Genomic DNA, 19,283 nt, shown 5'->3' with positions numbered 1-19,283 from the left:
CCAAGGTGTTCTATATCAGCCCGTGTTTGAGCTCAATGCGGGTGTCGCATTTCTAGATCATTCGGGCGTAATTCCTGTCATTTATCTGTAATAAATTTGCAATGAGCTGAGTCAGCACCCGTGTCAGGAATACTTGCGAGTGACCGAACGAGCGCTTTTTGGCCGATTCTGTTGAAAAAGTCGGTACTTCCAGACCGCCTGCATACTGACCGCTGACAATGCCTTTTTTTGCGCGCCGCTACGCGAAATCTGAGCCGGGAGTCCTCCGCTCAATGCAAAGATTTTAATCTCAAGCGTGTACTTTTCTACCGTGAAAACCATGGCCGACTTTTCAACAGAATAGGCCGATCCGTGCTGCTCGACCCAGTTCGACAGTTCCAGGATGGCAGCTTCCAGGGCGAGCAGGGAAGGGAGTAGGTCAGAGTTTGGCATCGCGAATTCTCCGTGGAGATTTCAACGTAGCAACGGGCAATAGTGCATGAAGGGACTGGTGTTCGGTCGGCAGGACGCCGGAGAGGGGGTACGCAGACATAAAGCTGTCATTGATGGTATGCCCTCGGCTGTGGGTTTGTATCCGCAGGTATCCGCAACGCCCGCCGTTACCCGGGCATACAAAACCGCCGTTTCCCGACACCCGGGCGAAACACGGCGGCCTTCCAATGGAACCACCGGCATCGCGCCACTTTCGGCGCGACCTGGCGTGGTTCAATTGGAGGAAAGACAATGTTGCGTACCCACACCCGTCACACCCTCGGCAAGCTTGGTCTGGTCCTGGCCGCCGCCGGGCTCGCCACCTTCGCGGGTTTCTCTCAAGCCCAGGAAGCTCAGCCGGCCCCGGCGATGAAAAGCTGGCAGCAGGGCCTGCATCGCACCGACCTGGTACGTGAAGACTTGGGCGCCGCCAACCGCGAAGTCCTTCAGGTGCTCGTGGACTTCGATCCGGGCGTGACGTCGCCCAGACATGCTCACCCCGGTGTCGAGGTGGCGCACGTGATCAGCGGCACCTTCGAGTATCAACTGGAAGGGCGGGCACCGGTGACGCTCAAGGCCGGTGATTCGTTGTACATCCCCGAAGGCGTTGCCCATGTGGCGAAGAACGTGGGCCAGGGCAAGGCCTCGGAGCTGGCGACCTACATCGTGAACAAAGGCGAGCCGCTGCTGATCCTGAAGGAGTAGGCGGGCTACCGGGTCATTGCGAACTGCAAACCTCCCACACACAACCGCGCAGCCAGCGATGGGCCGGGTCGGCATCCATGCGCGGGTGCCACAGCATCGAAACCGTGATCGCCGGCGTGGGGAACGGCAGGGCAAAGCAGTGCATCCCCTGGCACAGGTTGCCGACGTGCCGCTGCGGTACGCTGGCGACTAGGTCTGAAGCCCGCGCCAATGCAATCGCCGAAGAGAAGCCGGCGACAATGGTGGCGATGTCCCGCCTCAGTCCCAGCTCGTTCAAGGCGTCGTCCATGACGCCTTTTTCGTGGCCCCGGCGCGAGACCAGGATGTGCCGGGCGGCGGCATAACGGACCGCTGTCATCTCGCCGCGAGCCAGTGGATGGCCCTTGCGCACGATGCCCACGAACCGGTCGCGAAACAGCATCCGGGTGCGCACTTCCGGGCTGGTGGATTCGCCGATCACACCGGTTTCCAGGTCCACAGAACCTTCGCGCAGCAGGGTGCTGTCCTTGTTCAGCTTCTGCACGAAACTCAGGCGGACACCAGGTGCGTCCTGATGGAGGCGGGCGATCAGTGGCGGTCCGAAATTTTCCACGAAGCCATCGCTGGTGCGCAGGGTGAAGGTGCGCACCAGTTGGTTGAGGTCCAGTGCCTCGGCGGGGCGCAGCACGGCTTCGGCGTCCTGTACCAACAGGCCGACGCGCTCACGCAGCTCCAGCGCCCGGGGCGTGGGAACCAGTCCGCGCCCGGCCCGCACCAGCAGCGGATCGCCGGTGGTTTCGCGCAACCGCGCCAGCGCCCGGCTCATGGCCGACGGGCTCAGGCGCAAACGCTTTGCCGCGCGGGCCACGCTGCCTTCTTCGAGCAAGACGTTCAGGGTGATCAACAGATTCAGATCGGGCATCGAATCAATTCCTGTGGGAGCGGGCTTGCTCGCGAAGGCGGTGTGTCAGCCAACGTTAATGGTGAAGCTGACGGCCTCTTCGCGAGCAAGCCCGCTCCCACACTGGGTTGTGGGTAGGTGGCGTTATATGCATGTATACAGTGCAAATGCTGCGTCTTCCGCCATGTTATGGCCAGGCTTAGGCTCGGGACAACCCTTTGCGGAGTCGCGAGAAAATGAAGTCCATATCGATCCGGGGCGCCTTGGCCAGCCTGTCGTTATCCATGCTGCTGTCGTCCCTGGGCACCAGCATTGCCAGCGTGGGTTTACCGACATTGGCCGAGGCGTTTTCAGCGTCGTTCCAGGCCGTGCAGTGGGTGGTGCTCGCCTACTTGCTGAGCATCACCGCGCTGATCGTCAGCGTCGGCCGGCTCGGCGACCTTCTGGGGCGGCGGCGCTTGCTGCTGATCGGCATTGCGCTGTTCACCGTCGCCTCGCTCCTGTGCGCCCTGGCGCCCAATCTGTGGCTGCTGATTGCCGCCCGGGCCTTACAGGGCGTCGGCGCGGCCACCATGATGGCGCTGACCATGGCGCTGGTGAGCGGGGCGGTGCCCAAGGAAAAAATGGGCAGCGTGATGGGCGTGCTCGGCACGATGTCGGCGATTGGCACCTCGCTCGGCCCGACCCTTGGAGGTTTTTTGATTGCCAATCTGGGGTGGCAGGCAATTTTTCTGGTCAATGTGCCGGTGGGTGTTTTGGCGATGGGGCTCGCGTTCTACTTTTTGCCGAGTGATCGCAGTGAGAAGAGGGCGGATCGAGCGGGCTTCGATGTGCCCGGCACGCTGGTGCTGGTTCTGATGTTGCTGGCTTATGCACTGGCGATGACCATTGGGCGTGGCACCCTGGGGCCGCTGAACATGACGCTGTTGCTGGCGACGGTTTTCGGGCTGGGCGTGTTTGTATTCGTCGAGCACACGGCCGAGTCGCCTCTGGTTCGATTGACGATATTCCGTAACTCGCAGATGAGCGCGGGATTGGTCATGAGCATGCTGGTGACCACCGTGGTCATGGCGACCATGGTGGTAGGGCCGTTTTACCTCACTGGCGCACTGGCGTTGGATGCAGCGAGTGTCGGGCTGGTGATGTCGACGGGGCCGTTGGTGGCGGCGCTGGCAGGCGTGCCGGCGGGCCGGTGGGTCGATCGTTTGGGCACGTATCGAGCCTGCACGACTGGATTGATCGCCATGTTGACCGGCGCTTGTATCCTGCCGGCCTTGCCAATGACGTTCGGTGTGCCCGGCTACATCGTGCCGCTGGCTGTCATTACCGCCGGTTATGCGCTGTTCCAGGCGGCCAACAATACCGCCGTCATGCTGGAAATCGAGGCGCGGCAGCGTGGTGTGGTGTCCGGATTGCTCGGCTTGTCGCGCAATCTCGGATTGATCACGGGCGCCTCGGTCATGGGCGCGGTGTTCGCCTTCGGCACGGCCAGCGGCGATATCCTGCAGGCGCAACCCGAGGCAATCGCGCAGGGGATGCGGTTGACGTTTGCGGTGGCTGCGGGGCTGATTCTCGTGGCCCTGGTGCTGGGCGCGATCAGCAAAATCGTTTCACGTCGCTTGATTGCGCCGTGCTGAAAAACGGCGCGACTGTCGTGAAAACGACCTGTTTGCGCTGAACGCGAAGCCTTGCGAGTTTTCTATTGAACGAGTGTTCAGTCTGGACTATGTTGGGGGCCACCTTCCCCCGGCTGGTTGCGGGCTTGCGTTTCTTCAATTCGAACGAGGCACTGGCATGCGGTTTTCACCCTTTGTTGAACGGATCAGTGGCCAAGGCGTTGCCGCCTGGGATATCCACTACGCGGCCAGCGCGGCACAGCGCAAAGGCGAGGACGTGATCATCCTCAGCGTCGGCGACCCGGATTTCCCCACCCCCGATTTCATTACCGATGCCGCGATCCACGCCTTGCGTGAAGGCGATACCCACTACACCGAAATCGCCGGTCGCCAGGCCTTGCGCGAGGCCATTGCCGGCCGCTACAGCCAACTGATCGACCGCGAACTGCAGGCGTCCAACGTCATTCTCACGGCCGGTGCGCAGAACGCCTTGTTCGCCACCTCGATGTGCCTGCTCGGTGCCGGCGACGAAGTGATTGCCTTCGATCCGATGTACGTCACCTACGAAGCCACGCTCAAGGCGTCCGGCGCCACGCTGGTGCGGGTGCCCTGTGCGGCGGACTCGGGTTTCCGCCTCGATGCCGCCGTGCTGGCCAAAGCCATTACCCCGCGCACCCGGGCGATTTTCTTCTCCAACCCGAACAACCCCACCGGGGTGGTACTGGGGCGCGAAGAGCTGCAAGCCATCGCCGAACTCGCCATCGCCCATGACCTGTGGGTGGTGGTGGACGAGGTCTATGAGAGCCTCGCCTACGAGCGTGAACACCTGAGCCTGGCGGCGTTGCCGGGCATGGCCGAGCGCTGCGTGGTGATCGGCAGCCTGTCCAAATCCCATGCCATGACCGGTTGGCGCATCGGCTGGGTCGTGGCCAATGAAGCCCTGGTCAATCATGTCGAAACCCTGGTGCTGAGCATGCTGTACGGCTTGCCCGGGTTTGTCATGGAAGCGGCGCTCAAGGCCGTGCAGTCCCATGACGACGTCACCCACGGCATGCGCGAGATCTATCGTCGGCGCCGCGACCTGGTGGTATCTGGCCTGGCGGATTGCCCGGGCATTAGCGTGCTCAACCCTGATGCCGGCATGTTCGTGCTGGTGGACGTGCGCGGCACCGGCCTGACCTCGCTGGAGTTCGCCTGGCGCCTGCTGCGCGAGGCCGGTGTCTCGGTGCTCGATGCGGCGGCATTCGGTGAGCCGGCCCAGGGGTTTGTACGGCTGTCGTTCACCTTGAGTGACGAGCGCCTGGCCCAGGCCTGCCAGCGCATTCGCGGCTTCGTCCAGGTGCTCAACGGTGAAGCGCCGCGGCCGGTGATCGGCACGGTGACCAGTACCGCCACCGTCGAACCGGTCACCGCCAAGACCATGATCGAGGTCGATGGCCTGCACAAACGCTTCGGCAATATCGAAGTGCTCAAGGGCGTTTCCCTGACCGCCCGCGAGGGCGACGTGATCTCCCTGATCGGTGCCAGCGGCTCGGGCAAAAGTACCCTGCTGCGCTGCATCAACATGCTCGAAGTGCCGGACCAGGGGCGCATCCTGGTCGATGGCGAAAGCATTCACCTCAACCAGAATCGTCCCGGCGCTCCGCTGGTGTCGGACGCCAAACAGCTGGTGCGCATCCGTTCCAGCCTGGGCATGGTGTTCCAGAACTTCAACCTCTGGCCCCATCGCACGGTGCTGGAAAACCTTATCGAAGCGCCGACCCAGGTCCTGCGTGAAAGCCGTGCGGAGGCCACAGAGCGGGCCGAAGCCCTGCTCGAACGCGTAGGTCTTGCGGCCAAGCGCAACGAGTACCCGGCGTTTCTCTCCGGGGGACAGCAACAACGGGTGGCCATCGCCCGGGCCCTGGCCATGCGGCCCAAGGTCATGCTGTTCGATGAACCCACCTCGGCACTCGACCCGGAACTGGTCGGGGAAGTGCTGCGGGTGATCCGCTCCCTCGCCGAAGAAGGCCGGACCATGATCCTGGTGACTCATGAAATGGCTTTCGCACGCGATGTCTCATCCAAAGTCGCCTTTTTGCATCAAGGGCTGATCGAGGAAACCGGTTCGCCGGACGAAGTGTTCGTACACCCACGCAGCGAGCGTTGCCGACAATTCGTCAACGCTCATCAGACTCGCTAACTCATCATAAAAAGACGGGAAAACAACATGGGAAATCGACGTTTTGCAAACTGGTTGACCGGTGCGGCCTGCGTAATGCTGGTCGGCATGAGCGCTGCTCAGGCGCAACCGATCAGGTTCGCGGTGGCAGCGGAACCTTATCCGCCGTACACCGAAAAGCAGGCCAACGGCGTGTGGAAAGGTTTTGAAGTCGACCTGATCCACAAGCTGTGCAGCGAAATGAAAGCCGAGTGCGAGATCAAGGAAGTGGCGTGGGACGGCATCATTCCATCGTTGCTGGCGAAGAAGATCGACGTGATTTTCTCGTCAATGTCGGTGACCGAGGAGCGGGAAAAACAGATCGCCTTCAGCAAGGCTTATTACGACTCGGTGATTGCCGTCGTCGGCCCGAAAGAAGCATCGGTGAAGAAATACCCGGATGACCTCAAGGGCAAGATCATCGGCGTGCAGAACTCGACCGTGAGCGCCAGCTACCTGAAGACCTACTACGAAAAAATTGCCGACGTTAAGTACTACGACACCCAGGACTCGGCCAACGCCGACCTGATTGCCGGGCGCATCGACCTGATGATGGCCGACGGCACCGCCATGGCCGCGTTCATCAAGACCCCGGATGCCAAGGACCTGGCCTACCTCGGCACCGTGCCTTATGACCCGATCTTCGGCAAAGGCGTTGGCGCCGGCCTGCGCAAGGACGACACCGAACTCAAGGCCAAGCTCGACAAGGCCATCCAGGAATTGCTGGCGAGCAAGGACTACGACGAGCTGTCCCAGAGCTACTTCGGCACCAGCGTCAAGCCTGCGTTCTGACGCCGGGTTAAACGTAGATCCCCTGTGGGAGCGGCTCGCGAAAGCGGCGTATCAGATACATAAATGTTGACTGACACACCGCTTTCGCGAGCAAGCCCGCTCCCACAAGGGACAGTGCAGGACCGCTGACTGGAGACTGAAATGCCGGCAATGTTCGATCTGATCAATTTCACCGAGCAGGGATGGGGCAGTGCGCTGTTGAAAGGGCTCTGGATGACCCTGCAGATTTCCGCCGGGGCCTTCGTGCTCGGGCTGGCCATCGGGCTGGTGGTGGCGTGCCTCAAGCTTGGCGCGCCGAAGCCGATTGCAGCGCTGATGCGTGGCTACACCACCTTGTTCCGGGCTGTTCCGGAGTTGCTGCTGATTCTGTTGCTGTACTACGTCGGCTCCATGCTCCTCAATTCGCTGATGACCCATCTCGGCTACGGCGTGGTCGATGTCAGCGGTCCGCTGGCGGCCATCGTGGTGCTGGGGCTGGTGCAGGGCGCCTACGCCTCGGAGATTTTCCGCGCGGCGATCCAGGCGATTCCCTTCGGCCAGATCGAAGCGGCCAAGGCGTTCGGCCTCAACGGTTTCGGCCTGTTCCGCCGGGTCACGCTGCCGATCATGGCGCCCTATGCCATGGCCGGGATGGCCAACCTGTGGATCAACCTGATCAAGGACAGTGCACTGATCAGCGTGGTCGGCACTAACGAGCTGCTATACACCGCCAAGCAAGGCGCGGGGTCGACGCGCCACTATCTGTTGTTCTACCTCACGGCTGCGGCGCTGTATTACGCAGTGACGCTGGTGTCCAACTACCTTTCGGGACGGTTGGAGCGACGCATTCGTCGCTGGATGCCTCTTGTTGACTGAACCGGCAGAGAGAATGAAATGATTCCAGCGTGGATAGTTGAATACGCGGCACTATTGGGCCGGGGGCTGCAAACCACCCTCACGATTTTGTTGATCGCCAGTGTGTTGGGTTATGGCCTGGCGGTGTTGGTGGCGCTGGCGCGGATCTCGAAAAACAAGGTGATCGCCAAGGTCAGCCTGTTCTACACCAGCGTCACCCGCGGCACGCCGTTGCTGATCCAGATCTACATTTTCTACTACGGCCTGGGCAGCCTGTTTGCCCAGTTCCCGCTGATTCGCGGCAGTTTCCTCTGGCCGTACCTGCGCGATGGTTACTGGTACATCGTGTTTGCCCTGGTGGTGTCGGTGGGGGCTTATGTTGGCGAAGTGATTCGCGGTGGCCTGCTGGCGGTGCCCAAGGGGGAAATGGAAGCGGCGTCGGCCTTCGGCATGACGGCGCGCCAGTCCTTGCTGCGGGTGCGCTTGCCCCGGGCGATGCGCCTGCTGTTACCGACCCTGGCCGGGGAAACCGTGATGCTGCTCAAGTCCACGGCGCTGGCCTCGACCATCGCCGTGATCGATCTGCTCGGCGCCGCCAACGTGGTCCGCGCACAAACCCTGCAAGTGTACGAACCCTTGTTGCTGGTGGCCGGCGTCTACGTCTGCCTGACGTTCCTGATCGAGGCGCTGTTTGCCTTTGCCGAGCGGCGCGGGACGCCCGTACGCAGGTCGGCCTGATGAGTTCTCCAACCGTTGACCGCTCGCTGCAAGGCATCGGCCTGTGCACTTTGGGCTATGCGTTCCTGGCGTTGCAGGATGCGGTCATCAAGTGGCTGGTGGCCGACTATTCGGTGGTCACCATTCTGTTCTGGCGCGCCGCGGTGGTGGTCGTGGCGGTGCTGCTGGCGGGGCGCCTGCGCCTGATCCAGCGGGCCTGGCGCTCGCCGAGCCGGCGTCTGCTGGTGGTGCGCGGGTTGCTGTCGATTGTCGCCTGGGTGCTGTACTACACGGCGGCCCGGGACCTTACCCTGGCCGAGATGACCACCCTGTATTTTTCCGCGCCGATCATGGTCACGGTGCTGGCGGCGGTGATACTCAAGGAGCGCGCCGGCGGCTGGCAATGGTTCAGCCTGATCATCGGTTTTGTCGGGGTGGTCATTGCCTGTCGTCCCGACAACATGACCGATCCGTTGCCGATCGTCCTGACCCTGCTGGCGGCGATGTGTTGGGCATTCACCTATATCCAGTTGCGTCAGGTGGACGAGCAGACCTCGGTGCTGGAGCAGATGCTGATCACCAACGTGGTGTTCGTGATTTGCATGGCGGTCGCCTTGCCCTGGACCCACACGCCATCACCGACGCCGGCCTGGCTGGGCATGCTCGGCGCCGGCCTGGTGGGCGGCATCGGTCAGTTCCTGTTGTTCGCCAGCTTCCGCCGCGCCACCGCGACCTTGCTCGCGCCGTTCGAATACACCGGGCTGATCTGGGCGTTTGCGCTGTCGAGCCTGATCTGGGGCACGCTGATGGACATGTCGCTGATGATCGGCGCCGGGTTGATCGCGGTCAGCGGCACCCTGGCGATGATCTTCGGCCGGCACCCGTCACAGGACGTCGTCGGTGCTGAATGCTCCGTGACGCAGCCCCTTTATCCAGCAACGGCAGATGTGCAGGCCGTTGGCGGCGCTGAAGGTCTCGGGGTTCAGGCACCACTCGAGCCAGAGACCGTCGAGCATCGCCGATAAGCCGATGGCGGCCAGGCGCGTGTCGTGAATCACGAAACCTTCGCTGGCGGCCAGCCCGTCGAGCAACTGGCGGATCAGGTCGAGGTAGGCGCGGTAGCTTTTTTCGTGGGACTGGCTGACGTGTTCGGAGTGACGGATCAGGCTCCAGAACACCACCCACACGCCGAGCAGTTTCGGGTCCATGACCCTGGGCGAGAACGAGCCTTCCAGGAAAGCATCGATCTTTTGCGCCGGTGTCTGGGCCTGTTCGATTTCCTGGAGCAGGGCGGTGGTCAGTTCGCTGGCGAGCCGCTGGTAGGTGTCGGCGATCAGTGCCTCGATGCTGCCGAAGTGATGGTTGAGCAACCCCACGGAGACCCCGGCCTCGGTAGCAATACGCCGCACGGAAATCCCGGCGTGACCGTCGCGGCCCAGGCAGCGCAGGGTGGCGGCCACCAGCATTTCGCGACGGTCTTCGGGTTCGGCGCGGCGGTTTTTCGGGGCATCGGTTGTCACAAGGCTGTCCTTGGGTGAGGTTCCACGATGCCGAGCTTAGTTGAACGTCTGTTCAATCACCAGCTTCGGCAGCAGCGATACAACGTTTTTCAAGGTTCATGACGGGAGTGAAAGCCAATGCCGCAGGATATTTCGTTCAGTGTTCGCAACAACAACGGTGACGCCGTGCGGGTCGGTGCCTGGCGCTATGCAGGCGACGGCAGCGGGCCAAACGTACACCTGCAGGCCGGCGTACATGCCGATGAAATCGCCGGGATGCTGGTCCTGCACCTGCTGATGCAACGGTTGCAAAACGCCGAGGCCCAGGGCCGGCTCAAAGGCAACATCACCGTGGTGCCCCAGGCCAATCCGCTGGGCATCGGGCAGTTTCGCCAAGGGCGGATCCTCGGCCGTTATCACGACGCCACCGGGCAAAACTTCAACCGCGCGTTCGACCAGTCGGCAGCCATGGAACGACCTTCGACCTGCGTCCAGCAATGGCAAAAGCAACTGGTGCAACTGGCTGCCCCGGCCGATGTGATGCTCGACCTGCACACCGATGACGAGGCCTTGCCGTACCTCTACGTGCACCGCAGCTTCTGGCCCCGTGGCCGCGAACTGGCGGCGGCGATGAAGATGGACGTGGCGATCATCTGGGATGACGGTGGCGATGGCTCCTTCGAGGAAACCATCATTGCCCCGTGGATACGCGACGGAGCCACTGCGGGGCGCATGGCGGCGACCCTGGAGTTGCGCGGGCAGGGCGATGTCAGCGATCGTTTTGCCGAGTCGGATGCCGAAGGGTTGTACAACTGGCTGTGCGGTTGCGCTGTCATCGATGAACCAGTGGCGCCCACGGACTGGCCCGTCGAAGCCGTGGAAATGGGCCACATGGAAACCATCATCGCCCCGCAACCGGGCGTGCTGATCTTCGAAAAAGAGCTGGGGGATTTCATCGAGGAAGGCCAGCGCTTTGCGCGGATTCTCGGACGCCCGGGCGACCCGTCCACCGAAGTGGTGCTGCACGCCGAACAAGCGGGGCGCCTGGTGACGCGCTATCGCGATCGCCTGATCCCCCAGGGCATGGGCGTGGCGAAATTCACTGGTAGCCGGGTGTCGAGAAACTGGAGTGGCGGGTTGCTGGACCCGAACTAGAGATGGCCCAGCCAACATCAAACACACAAAACCTGTGGCGAGGGAGCTTGTCGGAACGCTGCACCGTCCCGCTGGGTCGCGTAGCGGCCCCAGCTCTTCACCTGAAAAGCAGGGCCTGCTGCGCAGTCCAGCGGGAGCAAGCTCCCTCGCCACAAGGGCGGTGTTAGCTACAGAGTTAGCGTCTGCCAATGATTCAATGCGATGTATGTGTTGTTGCGCTAATTGAGCCTGCCGACATTTGTGGCGAGGGAGCTTGCTCCCGTTGGGCTGCGAAGCGGCCCCCCGCTTTTCTTCAGTCAGACGGTGCAGTCAGGTTTTGCGACGGCTTCGCCGCCGAGCGGGGGCAATGCCCCTCGCCACGGGGGGGAGTGTTAGTCACAGATTCAGTGTTTATTCGGGCGGGTCGATTTGGTCCAGCACCCGATTCGCCGTGATCTCCGCCAGCATCACACTGTTGGAAATCCCCAGCAGGGCATTGCGCGATCCGCCGTCCAGATGATCCACCAACTGATGCACCATCACATCGACCGAGGCCAGCGTTTCGACCAGATAAACCACCAGGGTTTCGGTCGTGGCTTCGGGGTCAACGGTAAACAGGTGGCTGGGTCTGCGCGGCGTGGCTTTGATGTCGGCAGTCGAGGGGAAGTGGAAGGCGAGCGCACGTTCGGCGGCCTCGTTGAGCGTTTTTGAATCGGGTTCGTATGGGGATGTCGGATCGGTGTCCGGCGGGTTGGGGGTGACTTTGAACATATGCTTGCTTCTCTGATTGGGTGCCAACCCTCTTGCTGCTAAACGAGAAGGAGGCAGCTGTGCGCAGGTTAGCAGACCGGGGAAGCTAGCAAAGCCGGCGCGCCCGAAGGCGCCCTGCGCACAGCCACCATCAAATGCAGGCATGGGAATACCTGACTGACAGGAGCATGTGCACCTTGCTTACAACCCCGGGCTGCTAAACCCGACCACTGATGGGCAGTGGCGTGGAAACGATAGAGACCAGGGGCAGGGCGCACAAGCCGGCGGATTCTGGCGTAACCGTAGGCAACGACGCAAGGTCTTGTAGCTCTCAGGAAATAACCTACAGCCTCTTTAAACAAGTGCTATTGCTCAGATGCAGACGCTCTGCGCGCGCCCCGTGATCAAGGCATGCTGAGGGTAACCAGATAGTCTCCGGAACGGATCGGTAAGCCTGCGTCATCCATCAACACAAACCGTTGATCGTAATATCGGCCTTCCCGACCACTGTCAGCGAGCAGTTTTACGTTGACGCTGGATTGACCGACAGCGCTCACACTGGCGGTTGGTGCGATGCTGTTTGCCTCAATCCCCATCGCACGACTCTGGGCAGGGCATTGGTAAAGTCCGAATGTGCCATCCGTCCCCACGCGTGACTGACAGCCCGGCTCGACAATGCTGCCTTGAAACCTGATGGTGCCCGGCGCCGCCAGGCACGCACCACTGAGGGCGAACAAAAGACTCAATCCCGCTGCCATACGTTTGCCGTTCATGCCTGACGCTCCTTGATTTGTAAGGTCTAGGTCGTCAACGAAGGGTAGTCGCTTGAGGCGTTTGTTGTATCGCCGTGTATCAAGGCACGACATCCGCATACAGCCATACAAAACCCACTCTTCACGGATACAGCCCGGATACACCGCTGGGGCCAAATAGACCTGTCAAAGCGAGATGCACAACGCACCTCGCCACTAGGTTCATCACCCTTGTGGTACGACCCATAGTGGTCCAGCCACGTCATTGATCCGGAGTATCAACATGTCTCGTATCCAGTCGAACAAAACCCGTATTGGCCTGCTCGCAGTTGCACTGGTCGGCGGTATCAACTTCGCATCCACCGCGTTCTCCGCCGAAGCCTTGCCGCAGGGCTACCAACTGGCCGCCGCGGAAAAGACCAGCGAAGGCAAATGTGGCGAAGGCAAATGCGGCGCCGAAGCCAGCGCCAAGAAGACCCAGGCCGAAGGCAAGTGTGGCGAAGGCAAATGCGGCGCCGAAGCCAGCCCCCAGAAGACCCAGGCCGAGGGCAAGTGTGGTGAAGGCAAATGCGGCGATGCATCTTTCGCACGCACCGACACCGACCATGACGGCCGCGTGTCGCTCAAGGAACTGCTGGCCGTGGCACCCAAGGGCACAGAGGAATTCAAGGCGATGGACGCCAACGGCGACGGTTTCCTGTCCGAAGGTGAGGTGTACAAGTTCCGCACCAACCAGTTCACCTCCAACGGCAAGAAAGTACCGACCGAGCTGTTCACCAAGTTGAGTCAGGCTAAAGACTGATCGGCCGCAAACAAAAAACCCTTCCTGCGTTGACGCGCAGGAAGGTTTTTTGCGTGGGTAGTACTGGTCGTCAGGTGCGAAATTGCAATCCACTAGACCATCGGTTACATCGGATTTGACTAGCAGGCCTTGTACCCGTGTCCGGCAGAGAACAGCCAGAAGCGGTCCCTCTGCTGGTCTATGTTGTTAGGGTGATGGAGGTTTTGCCAGCCACCCTTTTCGTTGCGAAACATGCAAGGCTCGGCTATGTTGCTGAACGTTAGGGCATTTCGCCATCATGACGCACAGGACGCTAGGCATGAGTGCTGAAGAAAGCAACGTAATTTTAGATGTACCTTCTGAAGAAAATGAAGACTTTTATAGCGATGATGACTTGTTTGAAATTTCATCATGGGGTGCAGACCTGAGCTTTCGCGAACTAATAAGCCGCTACGATGACAACGAACTTGTAAAGCCCGAACTACAACGAAACTATGTCTGGGATAAGTCGGAAGCCTCAAGATTCATTGACTCCATTCTGCTTGGGCTCCCCGTACCAAGCATTTTTTTAGCAAAAACTAACGATGAAAAGCTTTTGATAATTGATGGCTATCAAAGGCTGATGACAGTGCGCGATTATGTAAAAGGTATTTTTACAAAAGATGGATCCGTATTCAAGCTTTCAAAAAGCGAAAAGATTCATGAGCGCTGGAAGGGGAAGGCTTTCTTAGAACTTCAGCCTGAAGAGCAACGTAAAATTAGAAACACAACTATCCACGCCATCGTATTTATGCAAAAGTCTCCAGCCGACGGCGATACTAGTCTTTTTCAAGTATTTGAGCGAATTAACTCTGGTGGTCGGTCTTTGTTACCGCAAGAGATACGTAATTGTGTTTATCAAGGCCCATTCAACTCCTTGCTATTCGAATTGAACAAAGACCCAGTTTGGCGACAATTATGGGGTAGGCAGGAAACTGATTCCAGGATGCGAGATATGGAGTGCATCCTACGTTTCTTCGCTATCTCTGATTTGGCTTCCCTAGATCCAGCCACAGCCCCCTCTAGGATTTCGCTAAAAAAATATCTTAATCAGTACATGGGCCTGCATAATCGCGCGGATTATTGCGATGCATTCCGCAATAGATTTTTATCGGCGACACGCTATATTCATGACCATTTAGGCGTCGAAGCCTTCCACAACCTGTCCCCCAGCAATCCTGATCGTGTGGTTCCTGCATTTAGCGCGACCGTTTTCGATTCGGTAATGATTGCGGTTGATATGGGGATACGACGTAATGTCGCGCGTGATTATGCAGAAGGTTTGTCTGCGCGGCGTAAAAAAGCACTACAAGACAAAGGCCTTCAAAATTATCTTTCCTTTGAAACCATGCGTACTGAAACTATCCGAAATAGAGTCGGACAGATGTACAGGGAGTTTTTCAAAGGAGCATATCGATGAGAAATCAGGAGGTGTTGCAGCAACTTGAATCATGTAGTCAGGAACTTGAAGGGATAAGACAGCTTTTGGTAGGGATGGGGGCGGGCGCCAACCCTACACCTTATATGCGTCGCTATGCTGTAATAAGGGCTTCGGGAGCGATTGAGGTCGGATTTAAAAAAATAATCGCAGACAAAGTTGATGCAGAATGCGCTATACAGGCTAGAAACTTCGTAAAGAAGAAAATTCGTGATAGTTCATTCAATCCTCGCCTTGGCCAAATTGAAAACATCCTTTCAGATTTTGACTTGAGGTGGCGAAAAAAATTTGAAGAACTAATAGGTCTAAGTGATAAGCCAAAATTCAATACTGCATTAAATAAACTGGTTAAAGCTAGAAATGAATTCGCACATGGCGGGTCCCCAAATGTCGAAATAGAAGAAACAATTGAATGTTACCAGGGTGGGTGTGAGGTGCTGCGCATTCTTGATCAAGTTGTTCATCATGAGTTCGAAGAAGGGGAGGATGAGCCTGTGAATGAATTAGAATGAAAAAATGTTCAGCCCCCGCGACTTTAATAAGCTAGTAGGCGCGGGCAGCTGGCGTTTGAGCTATATCTAAAACGATTCCCTGATCCAAGCCGGACTATTGTGCCGTCAACGGCTATGCAGAGATCCCTGCCCTTCACCGTCAAATTGAAAAGCGAATCGCTGCCAATATTCATGCGCTGGCAGAAGAGGATGGCCGCAAAAACGGAGAAAGGGCACCATCTAGTGCAGGGCCCAGTTCTGTTGGTTTGACCCGCGTCATTGTCGGGGTTTGCCACTTAGGTGATTGAGGGTGTTTGCCGGCAGTCCGCTTCTGGCCGATTATTGCCTGTCGCGAAAGACGGAAAGTGACCCCAAAGCTGCCGTTCGTGGAGGGCAGCTAACGGCCGATTCTGTTGAAAAAGTCGACCATGGTTTCCGCAGCAGAAAAGTATGCGTCCGAGATCAATGACCAGGCTGTTTGGGCGAACCGACTTTTTCAATGGAATCGGCCAAAAGCGGACGTTCGACTTGGTCCGCTTTCGATCCAATGAGGCCCTTCGTGAAGGGCGGATAATGGCCAAAATGTGCCGTTCGCGAACGACAGATACCGGCCAAAGCTGACAGTGGCGACAAACAGAATCCAGCCATTAATTAACCGCCGTTGAAGAGATTGGTCAGCTTTTGGTAGGGGCCAATGCAATCAAGTGGTCAAGTCGCTATGCAAATGCTGGGTCGAGTCAGTGCAATTCCCTAGTATGAGAGCTGGCGCTATACCTTGCTTTCAGAATCAGTACGCTTCATTTCTTTGTAAACACTCCATCGTTGGCCGAGCTTTTTCGATCGCGACAGGATGAGGGAGGGCAGTGGTGATGGAGCGTTATCGATGACGGCATTGTAGTCCGACGCAAGGAGTAAAATATCTGCCTCTAGATAACCTCTCAAAGAGGCAATTTCTACTCGGTGAAAAATCTCATCTAGAGAGATGGCGGATTGCTTATACGAAAAAAATAAGCCGAGTACATCAGACGATACAAAAAATACCATTACTGCGATTAGTGCTCTATTAAGAGATATCAGCTCATCTTGAGGGGCATAGATTATCGCAATAACACTTGCAGCAAAACCGATCAACAGTGAAGTCCAAAGTAGGATGCTCATACGTCCGGCACTAGCGTGGTATAAATCACCGGTCCAAAATGCGGATTCTTCAATGAGTTCGGCTAAACGCTTGTAGCTGGGGAACTCGCGACTAGCAAAGCGACTTTCCTCCAGACTTAAAGGGGCGTCTGAGATGGGGAGAAGGAAACTTTTTAGAATTCTCTGCTGCTCTTCTAAAGATGGCTGCCTATTGAGGCCACTCATAAACAATACAGCCCGCCGAGCTTGATCTCCTGCAGCACGATGCTTTTGTTGAGATTGGTTCAGGAAAAGCCAGATTCCTAGCAGTGTGAAACCCAATAGCGCTATAACTAAAAGGACTCCACCGCCGTTAGGATACACCGAGATAGCGGCACCAACCGCTACCGACAACTGGATCCTTATCATCCATTTCCTAAGGTGGTCTGCTTTGTCTAGCTCTATCCTTTGATGTGTTAGGAGTCGATTTACGCTAAATTTAGACACGCGATTTTTCAGTGCCTCTTCTATAAAATCTTTTTTCCCAAGAGCATAAGCTTCAATATCATTGGGGTGGATTTGTGCCAGTTTTTTCTTAAGAGCGGCATAACTTTCTGCAATTTTTTCGTTCGTAAATAGCTCTTCTTTGAAATTTAGCATGTCTTTTGCCCACTTGCTGTCTGGCCCACAAATGTGCACATGATAACCAATACTTTCAGTAGGGGGATACTTTACTAAGAAAAAACGAGGGGTATCTAAGCACGTTTCGCGCAATTGGTAACCTAAGTCTTGAAGGTTTTTAGCGATCTTGCCAGCCAAACTCCAGTCTTGAACAGATACTAGAATATCAATGATAGGTTTTGCAGGAAGACCGGGGACCGAAGTCGACCCTACATGGTCGATGAAAAATGAGGGATGCTTCAATCTATTTTTTATTATCTGAGCCTCCTTGATAAAGATATTTTCCCAATCAAACGCATGTTCGCTAATTGCTACTTTTTTCATTTGGTCTGCTTAAAAAATTTGAGAGGCAAGCTCTTCTGGCAAGATGAGAGGTGTTGATTTGCAAACACTGCTCAGAAATCTCGAATACTGACTATGCACGTGTCCCCTAGACAAAAGGTGTGCCAAGGTCTAAATGCTTGACACATCAATAATAGTGGCTAATTGCCTTTGGTGGCGCAAGGGCTTCACGACCACGGACGATTTTTGAGGATACTGAAATCGGTAGCTACCCTTGATGAGTCGGCTTGTATATCGCTGAATCGATACGAGTCGCATCAACGTAATGCTTTTTTATAGATCACTGTCTGTCAGAACGGTCGCCATGGATCAAAAGCGGACCAAGTCGAACGTCCGCTTTTGGCCGATTCTGTTGAAAAAGTCGGTTCGCCCAAACAGCCTGGTCATTGCCTGGTTAAAACGCCTTTTTTACACACTGCGACGTGAAATCTGAGTCGGAAGCCTCTGCCGAAAGTAAGGATTTCGATCTCGGACGCATACTTTTCTGCTGCGGAAACCATGGTCGACTGTTTTCAACAGAATCGGTCGTTAGCTGCCCTCCACGAACGGCAGCTTTGGGGTCACTTTCCGTCTTTCGCGACAGGCAATAATCGACCCATAGCGGCCACCCTCGGAAAGATGCTCAAACCTAGGCGATTTTGCCTAGCCACCTCGAAGTGCTCTGTCTAGTGTCATGCACCGACTGCTGCTGGAAGAATGCAACTACGCAGGAGTTCGGCTCTCCTCATCGCACTCCAATACATGGTCGTGCTCTCGGCTAGGTTGGAGTTGCACCAAGGTCTGCCGGACCTCGTCGAGGAGCTGACTCTGGTCGCTGAGACAGTCCATGTCCTGAGCTACATAGTCCTTGTGGAGGCAGGAGAACCACTGGAAGGCTTTCCAGTTACGATGATGGAGATTTTCCGGTAAGCGCTGAAGGTAGTCCCCGTGACGTTCGATCGGGCTTATATCGCCATCCTTCATGGGTACAACCCCAAAATGAAGTGCTTCGGTTGCCACTTCGATACGGAATAGCAGATCTTTGCGTCCGATATCGAAAAACATGCCGACGTTCCTGAGCTTCTGCCCTTTTGGCATGAACCATTTGTTGCAGTTTTCCAGTGTGGCTTCGAAGCCTGCAAATCCGTCAGGAGGGGGAACCCGCGAGATCTTTCTATCGTTCAACCCCGCTTGGATGTTCTGAAAAAAACGAAACAACATGGCGCCTTTGGCGAAAGGCAGCGCCTCGGAAATGGCATCAGCAGCTTTGAAGTCTTTACTTGTGGAAAGCAGAGCAATTAGTGCTTCCCGCGTTGAGTGGTCCATGGACTTTCCTGTAATTTTTCGTACTAGGTTCCGGTACTGAATTAGTGCCTGCTGCAGTGCCGGCGTATCGGCTGAATGGGTCACGCACTGATCCAGCCAATCCAGAACGTGCTCACTGTAGGAGATGGGCTGGTAAGCCTTTCCGCAGTGGCTGTCCACTGAGGCATCCCTGCCGGTCTTGGTCAAATACCAGAGTTGCCATCTCTTGCCAGATGCTTCACCTATCTCCGCGTAATTCTTCAATTGTTCGACCCCGTCCCGAGCGTCGATTTTGTTCTCAATCAGAATCAGGAGATCTCGCAGGTGAATGGCTATATCCACTCGGCCCTTGCCATAGGGGAAGGACTGTTCCTTCCGCACGCTCACCTCGGATAATGAACCGCTGTGCTGTACACCCATATTGGACAGCATGAGTTGGAGGAAGCGGGTTCCCTGTCCGTGAGTCCCTTTGGGATCAAGCAGCTCAGCGATCATGGCTGAGTGGGTGTTCACCTCCGAGCGCTCTATCTTGGTAATCCTGAATAGATTGAAGCCTTCTCCGCTGGCAATCTGTCGCGCCGTATCCAGGTGAACCCGTTCCCCGGCTTTATGCAATAACTGTTGAGCGTTTTCCATGTCCGTCACTTTCCTGTGCAGGGATGAGTTTTCTACGTATTGCCGGTTTCGGAATGTACTCCCCCTCGTGGGGAGGTTTGTCAGGCCCCTGTGGAATGGCTCAGATCGGCAGCTCACTCGTGAGC

Annotated in this window: 17 protein-coding genes and 1 pseudogene; 11 read left to right on the top strand and 7 right to left on the bottom strand. The window is 57.2% G+C overall.

Annotation, left to right across the window (positions count from 1 at the left end; all coding sequences use genetic code 11):
• Window positions 1-123: 123 nt before the first annotated feature.
• Window positions 124-432: a hypothetical protein gene (locus ACM6IT_RS09785; protein ID WP_414917899.1), complete on the bottom strand. Its 309-nt coding sequence runs from the start codon at window positions 430-432 to the stop codon at window positions 124-126.
• Window positions 433-723: 291 nt separating this feature from the next.
• Between ACM6IT_RS09785 and ACM6IT_RS09780 the strand changes: the two genes are divergently transcribed.
• Window positions 724-1,176: a cupin domain-containing protein gene (locus ACM6IT_RS09780; protein ID WP_056727414.1), complete on the top strand. Its 453-nt coding sequence runs from the start codon at window positions 724-726 to the stop codon at window positions 1,174-1,176.
• Between the two features lie 13 nt (window positions 1,177-1,189).
• Here ACM6IT_RS09780 and ACM6IT_RS09775 read toward each other — a convergent pair whose 3' ends face one another.
• Window positions 1,190-2,077 carry a LysR family transcriptional regulator gene (locus ACM6IT_RS09775; RefSeq protein WP_414917891.1) on the bottom strand — a complete coding sequence of 296 codons (888 nt, stop codon included), beginning with the start codon at window positions 2,075-2,077 and terminating at the stop codon, window positions 1,190-1,192.
• A gap of 215 nt (window positions 2,078-2,292) precedes the next feature.
• On the opposite strand from ACM6IT_RS09775, the gene ACM6IT_RS09770 reads away from it, so the two are divergent.
• From ACM6IT_RS09770 to ACM6IT_RS09745, 6 genes are all read left to right on the top strand, one after another.
• A complete protein-coding gene (locus ACM6IT_RS09770; RefSeq protein ID WP_414917890.1) occupies window positions 2,293-3,693 on the top strand; it encodes an MFS transporter in 1,401 nt (466 codons plus the stop codon).
• Window positions 3,694-3,850: 157 nt separating this feature from the next.
• Window positions 3,851-5,854 carry an aminotransferase class I/II-fold pyridoxal phosphate-dependent enzyme gene (locus tag ACM6IT_RS09765; RefSeq protein WP_414917889.1) on the top strand — a complete coding sequence of 668 codons (2,004 nt, stop codon included), beginning with the start codon at window positions 3,851-3,853 and terminating at the stop codon, window positions 5,852-5,854.
• A 27-nt stretch (window positions 5,855-5,881) separates the two neighbouring features.
• The gene (locus ACM6IT_RS09760; protein WP_223541814.1) at window positions 5,882-6,664 is read left to right on the top strand and encodes a transporter substrate-binding domain-containing protein; all 783 of its coding nucleotides are present in this window, start codon (window positions 5,882-5,884) and stop codon (window positions 6,662-6,664) included.
• 141 nt (window positions 6,665-6,805) lie between these two features.
• On the top strand, window positions 6,806-7,519 hold the full coding sequence (locus ACM6IT_RS09755) for an ABC transporter permease (RefSeq protein WP_056727405.1): 714 nt from the start codon (window positions 6,806-6,808) through the stop codon (window positions 7,517-7,519).
• 18 nt (window positions 7,520-7,537) lie between these two features.
• Window positions 7,538-8,236 carry an ABC transporter permease gene (locus ACM6IT_RS09750; protein ID WP_056727404.1) on the top strand — a complete coding sequence of 233 codons (699 nt, stop codon included), beginning with the start codon at window positions 7,538-7,540 and terminating at the stop codon, window positions 8,234-8,236.
• Window positions 8,236-9,240 carry a DMT family transporter gene (locus ACM6IT_RS09745; protein WP_056727402.1) on the top strand — a complete coding sequence of 335 codons (1,005 nt, stop codon included), beginning with the start codon at window positions 8,236-8,238 and terminating at the stop codon, window positions 9,238-9,240. Before ACM6IT_RS09750 ends, ACM6IT_RS09745 begins: the two co-directional genes overlap by 1 nt.
• Here the strand turns inward: ACM6IT_RS09745 and ACM6IT_RS09740 are convergent.
• Window positions 9,196-9,681: pseudogene (locus ACM6IT_RS09740) on the bottom strand (TetR family transcriptional regulator C-terminal domain-containing protein); the annotation flags it as partial. The gene ACM6IT_RS09745 and the pseudogene ACM6IT_RS09740 overlap by 45 nt on opposite strands.
• Window positions 9,682-9,852: 171 nt before the next feature.
• On the opposite strand from ACM6IT_RS09740, the gene ACM6IT_RS09735 reads away from it, so the two are divergent.
• Entirely contained in the window at window positions 9,853-10,869 is a 1,017-nt protein-coding gene (locus ACM6IT_RS09735; protein ID WP_414917888.1) for a succinylglutamate desuccinylase/aspartoacylase family protein, read from the top strand.
• A 390-nt stretch (window positions 10,870-11,259) separates the two neighbouring features.
• On the opposite strand, the gene ACM6IT_RS09730 is transcribed toward ACM6IT_RS09735, so the two are convergent.
• On the bottom strand, window positions 11,260-11,619 hold the full coding sequence (locus ACM6IT_RS09730; RefSeq protein ID WP_414917887.1) for a DUF6124 family protein: 360 nt from the start codon (window positions 11,617-11,619) through the stop codon (window positions 11,260-11,262).
• A 383-nt stretch (window positions 11,620-12,002) separates the two neighbouring features.
• On the bottom strand, window positions 12,003-12,371 hold the full coding sequence (locus tag ACM6IT_RS09725; protein WP_414913307.1) for a type 1 fimbrial protein: 369 nt from the start codon (window positions 12,369-12,371) through the stop codon (window positions 12,003-12,005).
• A 262-nt stretch (window positions 12,372-12,633) separates the two neighbouring features.
• On the opposite strand from ACM6IT_RS09725, the gene ACM6IT_RS09720 reads away from it, so the two are divergent.
• From ACM6IT_RS09720 to ACM6IT_RS09710, 3 genes are all read left to right on the top strand, one after another.
• A complete protein-coding gene (locus ACM6IT_RS09720; RefSeq protein WP_414917886.1) occupies window positions 12,634-13,152 on the top strand; it encodes a hypothetical protein in 519 nt (172 codons plus the stop codon).
• Between the two features lie 298 nt (window positions 13,153-13,450).
• Window positions 13,451-14,590 (top strand): DUF262 domain-containing protein, encoded by a 1,140-nt coding sequence (locus ACM6IT_RS09715; protein ID WP_414917885.1) that lies wholly within the window; start codon window positions 13,451-13,453, stop codon window positions 14,588-14,590.
• Window positions 14,587-15,120, top strand: coding sequence for a HEPN domain-containing protein (locus ACM6IT_RS09710; RefSeq protein ID WP_414917884.1), 534 nt, complete (start codon window positions 14,587-14,589; stop codon window positions 15,118-15,120). The genes ACM6IT_RS09715 and ACM6IT_RS09710 overlap by 4 nt, the downstream gene beginning before the upstream one ends.
• A 747-nt stretch (window positions 15,121-15,867) precedes the next feature.
• Here the strand turns inward: ACM6IT_RS09710 and ACM6IT_RS09705 are convergent.
• Window positions 15,868-17,220 (bottom strand): GrpB family protein, encoded by a 1,353-nt coding sequence (locus ACM6IT_RS09705; RefSeq protein ID WP_414917883.1) that lies wholly within the window; start codon window positions 17,218-17,220, stop codon window positions 15,868-15,870.
• A gap of 720 nt (window positions 17,221-17,940) precedes the next feature.
• The gene (locus ACM6IT_RS09700) at window positions 17,941-19,158 is read right to left on the bottom strand and encodes a PD-(D/E)XK nuclease family protein (protein ID WP_414917882.1); all 1,218 of its coding nucleotides are present in this window, start codon (window positions 19,156-19,158) and stop codon (window positions 17,941-17,943) included.
• Window positions 19,159-19,283: the final 125 nt, after the last annotated feature.

This window comes from Pseudomonas sp. IT-P4 (assembly GCF_949767755.1).
GTDB classification, from domain to species: Bacteria; Pseudomonadota; Gammaproteobacteria; order Pseudomonadales; family Pseudomonadaceae; genus Aquipseudomonas; species Aquipseudomonas monachiensis.
Note: the sequence above shows the minus strand (reverse complement) of the source record. Positions and strands in the feature narration are given on the sequence as shown.